Annotated in this window: 6 protein-coding genes; 2 read left to right on the top strand and 4 right to left on the bottom strand. The window is 75.5% G+C overall.

Translation table 11 applies throughout. The features are described from left to right. Positions 1 to 54 precede the first annotated feature (54 nt). Positions 55 to 873 carry a hypothetical protein gene (locus ACFXA3_RS35265; RefSeq protein WP_385193904.1) on the bottom strand — a complete coding sequence of 273 codons (819 nt, stop codon included), beginning with the start codon at positions 871 to 873 and terminating at the stop codon, positions 55 to 57. Next, a complete protein-coding gene (locus ACFXA3_RS35260) occupies positions 870 to 1,505 on the bottom strand; it encodes a papain-like cysteine protease family protein (RefSeq protein WP_385193901.1) in 636 nt (211 codons plus the stop codon). Before ACFXA3_RS35260 ends, ACFXA3_RS35265 begins: the two co-directional genes overlap by 4 nt. A gap of 249 nt (positions 1,506 to 1,754) precedes the next feature. Between ACFXA3_RS35260 and ACFXA3_RS35255 the strand changes: the two genes are divergently transcribed. Further along, a complete protein-coding gene (locus tag ACFXA3_RS35255; protein ID WP_385193898.1) occupies positions 1,755 to 2,729 on the top strand; it encodes a hypothetical protein in 975 nt (324 codons plus the stop codon). 51 nt (positions 2,730 to 2,780) lie between these two features. On the opposite strand, the gene ACFXA3_RS35250 is transcribed toward ACFXA3_RS35255, so the two are convergent. Then, positions 2,781 to 3,212 (bottom strand): Rieske (2Fe-2S) protein, encoded by a 432-nt coding sequence (locus ACFXA3_RS35250; RefSeq protein WP_385193896.1) that lies wholly within the window; start codon positions 3,210 to 3,212, stop codon positions 2,781 to 2,783. A gap of 159 nt (positions 3,213 to 3,371) precedes the next feature. Here ACFXA3_RS35250 and ACFXA3_RS35245 point away from each other — a divergent pair, with 159 nt between their 5' ends. Then, on the top strand, positions 3,372 to 4,259 hold the full coding sequence (locus ACFXA3_RS35245; RefSeq protein WP_385193893.1) for a carbohydrate kinase: 888 nt from the start codon (positions 3,372 to 3,374) through the stop codon (positions 4,257 to 4,259). On the opposite strand, the gene ACFXA3_RS35240 is transcribed toward ACFXA3_RS35245, so the two are convergent. Beyond that, a complete protein-coding gene (locus ACFXA3_RS35240) occupies positions 4,249 to 4,791 on the bottom strand; it encodes a TetR/AcrR family transcriptional regulator (protein WP_385193906.1) in 543 nt (180 codons plus the stop codon). The two genes, ACFXA3_RS35245 and ACFXA3_RS35240, sit on opposite strands and share 11 nt — an antisense overlap. Positions 4,792 to 4,903: the final 112 nt, after the last annotated feature.

The raw sequence follows: 4,903 nt of genomic DNA, 5'->3' as shown, positions 1-4,903 counted from the left end.
CGATCGGCCTGTTCGTGGCGGTCAATTCCATCGGCGGCATGAGCGGCCGCCTCGTCACCGGCTGGGCGGCGCAGGCGTGGGGCTGGTGCGGGGGCGCCGGGACCTGCGGAACCCGATCACGCCGGCCGCGCCGAGCGCGACCGCCCCGGCCACGCCCGCGGCGGCCGGAGCCACCGAGGGGCCTGCGGCCGGCGGGGCCGCATCCGCGTAACCACCCGCCCCGCCCCCCTTCGCGTACGCGGACCCCGGCAGCTTGTCCCCGTACGCCCGCATCACCCGCGTCCGGTACGCGGCGAGGCTGGTGCCCCCCGCGCCGACGGCCCGCTCGGCGTCCTCGTCCAGCGGCAGCACCCGGCTGCCCGCGGCCACGTACCAGGCGTCGATCTGCGGCTCCCGGAACACCGTCCCGCCGGGCAGTTTCACGGCGCCGAGCTGCGCGTAGCGGAATTCGTCGTCGCCGGTGGCGATGTTCACCACCTGCCATCCCGCCTCGGTCCTGGCCGTCCACAGCGCGGCCTGCTGCCCGTCCGAGGCGACCGCCTTGCTGGCGAGGAACTCCAGCCGGGCCACGGGCGCGCCGGCCCTGCCGGCCACGAAGTCCGGGGAGAGGTGGTTGACGGGAATCGGCTCGCCCTCGATCCGCGGTCGTACCGCGTCCGGCGCGATCTTGCCCTCGCGGGCGAAGAAGCGGGAGAGCGTGGCGAGGGTGCCGGGTGCGGCGGCGGCCTGCCCGGCCGCGGCCCTGGTTTCGGCGGTGACGGACCGGGGCTGCGGCACGGGGGCCGCCGAGGCCTGCGGGGCCGGTACGGCGACGAGGACGGCGGCGGTCGCGGCGAGGACCGCGGCGGCGGCGCGCTGGGTCATGGCGGTCACGCCCCGATCCGGTAGAGCGAGTGGGTCCAGGAGAAGGTGCCGTTGTCGGCGTACCAGGCGTGGGAGGCCCAGTTGTAGCGGTCGCCGGACGGCCACGGGTCGCCCCAGTAGACCCAGCTGTCGGCGGTGTCGTAGCCGTAGATGACGTGCATGTGCCCGCCGCCGTTGGACCACTGGATCCGGGTTTCGACGGGCCGGTTGGCGTCGATCTCGCTCTGCACGGTGCTGTAGCGCAGCCAACCGGTGACGTACGAGCCGGAGTTGATCCCGGCCCAGGCCAGGGCGGTCTGGACGTTGCCCAGGGTGGCCTGGTTGTTGGGGCAGTCGTAGCCCTGCTGCCGGTTGAAGGCGGCGTTGCAGAACTGGTTCTGGGTGTAGGTGCGGCCGAACCAGGTCGCGATGGTGTTGCCGCTCGCGGCCCAGCACCAGTTGGTCTTCTGCTGGACCTGCATGGTGATGTTCAGCCGCTTGTACGCCAGGGCGGAACCGGCGGCGGAGCCGGTGTCGGCGGCAGCGGCGGTTGCGGTGGTGGGGGCCGGGGTACCGGCGGCGGTGGCGGTACCGGTGGGCAGGACGAAGAGCACGGCGGTGACGGCGGCGGCCAGGGAAAGCCGCCGGTTTCGGTTGCGCATCGCGTTCCTCCCGTGTGGGGATCCCCCCGGTGGGGCCGGGGAGGTGGGGATGGAGGAGCGCGTCCGGACGCTGGTGAGGAGCATCGGGGTGTTGTCGCGACCAGGTCAACAGGCTTCAATACGCCCTGGCATTGCAGTGTGAACGGCGGGACCGCAGTGTGAACGACTGCCGTCCTTTCACCTGGACCTCCGGCGCCACCGGCAGCCCTCCCGCCCCACCGCGCGTGAACGTTCACAGGAGGAGCCGTCATGCGGTCGACCGGACAGAACGCGCAGGGCGGCAGCCGGACCGGCGCGCAGACGAACGCCCGGGAGCTCGGGCACCTGCTCCGCGCCGGCCCCTTCCACCTCGCGCTGCGCGCCGCGCTCACCGCCCGCGGCCTCCCCCTGCACCGGGTCCAGCAGCGGCTCGCGGCCCGTGGCATCAAGCTCGGCGTGACCAGCCTCAGCTACTGGCAGCAGGGGGCCCGGCGGCCGCGCCGCCCCGAGTCCCTGAAGGCCGTACGAGCCCTGGAGCAGATCCTGGAACTGCCCGCGGGGACCCTGCTGCGGCTGCTGGCCGCCCCGGAGGCCGCGGGGACCGGGGCGGTCCGCCCGCCGGCCCGCTCGTACCGGGCCCTGGTCAGCGTCGGCGCGGCCGTGGAGGGCCTGCTGGCCGGCATGGAACTGCCCGCCGACGGCGGCCTGCACACCGTCGGCCACCACGAGCGGGTGCGGATCGGCGCGGGCGGCGAGCTGCTGGGCCGCGAGTCGCAGCACGTCGTACGGGCCCACCGTGACGGCGTCGACCGGTACCTCGCCGTCCACCACGGCGATCCCGGCTGCGACCCGGCCCGGGTCCGCGTCCGGGCGGACGAGAACTGCCGGACCGGCCGCGTCCGCTGGCACCGGGAGGCCGGGGTGCTGGTCGCCGAGCTGCTCTTCGACGCCCGGCTGCGCACCGGGGACACGTACGTCTTCGGCTACGGCTTCGAGGACGGGACCGGCGGCCGCTGCACCGAGTACGTGCGCGGGTTCAGCTACAGCGGCGGGCAGTACGTGCTCCAGGTCCGCTTCGACGAGGCCGCCCTGCCGGTGCGCTGCCGGCGCTTCGGCCGGTCCGGGCCGGGGGCGCCGCGCAGCGGGCTGGCGGACCTGACGCCGAGCGGGCGCCACCGCGCCGTGCACCTGGTGGAGCAGGACGTGCGGCGCGGCCTGCTGGGCATCGACTGGGACTGGGCGTAGCGCCCGCCCGGGACCCGCCCGCCCGCGTGCCGGGTCAACCCGCGTGCCGGGTCAGCCCGCGATGAGCTTGCCGCCCTCGGCCCTGACCGGGACGGCGGGCAGCGGCTCGGCGGCCGGGCCGCGCAGCACCTTGCCGGTCGTCACGTCGAAGCGGCTGCCGTGGCAGGGGCAGTTGCCCTCGCCTTCGTCGATCTTGTCCAGGACGCAGCCGGCGTGCGTGCACTGCGCGCTGAACGCCTTGTACTGGCCCGCCGCCGGGCAGCTGACGACCAGCTTCTGCTCCCGGAACAGCTTGGCCCCGCCGACCGGGATCTCGGACGCGGCGCCGAGCTCGACCGGGGCGGCCGGGACCGCCGGGGAGCCGGAGCCGCTGTTGCCCTCGGTGGAACAGGCCGTGAGCGCCGCTCCGCCTCCGACGGCCCCCGCGAGCGCGGCGGCGCCCTTGAGCACGGTACGGCGGGCGGCGGACTGCGACGCGGACATGCGGTTCTCCTGGCCTGGGGGTTCTGCTGGTACGGGTGGAGCGGCTGGTACGGATGGAGCGGCTCGGACCTGCCGGTCGTACGGGTACGGCCGGCGCCGCCGGGCACCCCGACGATACCGCCGACCTGTTCCGCCGCCCGATGGGATACCTTCCCCCGCGTGATCGTCGTCGGTGGAGAAGCCCTGATCGACCTCGTGCCCGTGGCGCAGCCGCCGGGCGCGCTCCTGCCGCGGCCGGGCGGGGGGCCGTACAACACCGCGCTGGCGCTGGGCCGGCTCGGTGCGCGGGCCGCCTTCTGCTCGCGGGTCTCGGCGGACGGCTTCGGCGAGAGCCTGCTCGCCGGGCTGCGCGCCGCCGGGGTGGACCTCTCGCTGGTCCAGCGCGGTCCGGAGCCCACCACCCTCGCCGTGCCCTCGCTGGCCCCGGACGGCTCGGCCGCGTACGAGTTCTACGTGGAGGGCACGGCCGACCGGCTGTTCACCCTGCCCGAGGCGCTCCCCGCGGGCACCCGGGCCCTGGCGCTCGGCACCTGCTCCCTGGCCCTGGAGCCGGGTGCGAGCGCGTACGAGGCCCTGCTGCGCCGGGAGTCCGGGCGCGGGCTGCTGACGCTGCTGGACCCCAACATCCGCCCGGCGCTGATCGCCGATCCGGCGGCGTACCGGGCCCGGTTCCTGGGCTGGCTGCCGTACGTGTCCGTCCTCAAGCTGTCGGAGGAGGACGCCCGGTGGCTGGGCGGGCGGGTCTCGGACTGGCTGGCCGCGGGGCCGGCGGCGGTGGTGCTCACCCGGGGCGCGCAGGGGCTGGTGGTCCGGACCCGGGAGGGCGACGAGTACACGGCGGCGGCCCGGCCGGTCCGCGTGGCGGACACGATCGGCGCGGGCGACACCGTCAACGCGGCCCTGCTGCACCGCCTGTCGGGTTCTGCGGGTCCGGCCGGCGGCCCGGTGGACTGGCCGGGGGTCCTGGCCTACGCGGCCCACGCGGCCGCGCTGACCTGTACCCGGGCGGGCGCGGAGCCCCCGTACGCGGCGGAGCTCAGCGGATAGCGGCCCACAGGGTCCGGGCCACGGCGGGGGCGAACTCCTCGACCGGCGGGACCACCTCCGGTCCGGAGAAGTGCAGGAAGAAGGCCCGCTGGAAGCAGGCGCCGAGGAGCAGCGCCGCGGCGGCCTCCGGATCGGCGTCGGGGCGCAGCCGTCCCCGTTCGAGCTCGCGGCGCAGCCGGCCGGTGAGCGCGTCGCGTACGACGTGGGGGCCGGTGCCGATCTCCTGGACGCCCTCGCGGTGGCGGGTCAGCAGCGCGGGCTCGGCGAAGAGCGAGGCGGCCATGGGCATGGCGTCGGCGTAGAACAGCGAGGCGTGCCGGGCGATCGCGGCGAGCCCCTCCTCCACGGACCGCTCGGCGTGGTCGCGGGCGAGCTCCCCCATCAGGGGGGCGGCGTTGGGGGTGCGCTCCATGAGGACGCGCACGAAGAGCTCTTCCTTGTTCGCGTAGTGCTTGTAGAGCGCGGCTTCGGAGCAGCCGGCCTCGCGCGCGATCGCCTTGGTGGTGGTGTTGGCGAGGCCGATGGTGCGCATGAGCGTCTCGGCGGCGTCGAGGAGCCGCTCGGGAGTGGGCCGGCTTGACTTCGGGGCCTGGAGCTGTACTTCTTCTACGGCGATCCGGGCGCGCGCAGCGCCTACGTCCTGG

The sequence above is a fragment of the Streptomyces sp. NPDC059456 genome (genome assembly GCF_042750055.1).
Taxonomy (GTDB): domain Bacteria; phylum Actinomycetota; class Actinomycetes; order Streptomycetales; family Streptomycetaceae; genus Streptomyces.
Note: the sequence above shows the minus strand (reverse complement) of the source record. Positions and strands in the feature narration are given on the sequence as shown.

What these genes read in the sequence shown, in the direction of transcription:
- ACFXA3_RS35240 (WP_385193906.1), bottom strand. Translation starts at nt 4,791, where the DNA reads ATGCGCACCATCGGCCTCGCCAACACCACCACCAAGGCGATCGCGCGC.
- ACFXA3_RS35255 (WP_385193898.1), top strand. Translation starts at nt 1,755, where the DNA reads ATGCGGTCGACCGGACAGAACGCGCAGGGCGGCAGCCGGACCGGCGCG.
- ACFXA3_RS35250 (WP_385193896.1), bottom strand. Translation starts at nt 3,212, where the DNA reads ATGTCCGCGTCGCAGTCCGCCGCCCGCCGTACCGTGCTCAAGGGCGCC.
- ACFXA3_RS35260 (WP_385193901.1), bottom strand. Translation starts at nt 1,505, where the DNA reads ATGCGCAACCGAAACCGGCGGCTTTCCCTGGCCGCCGCCGTCACCGCC.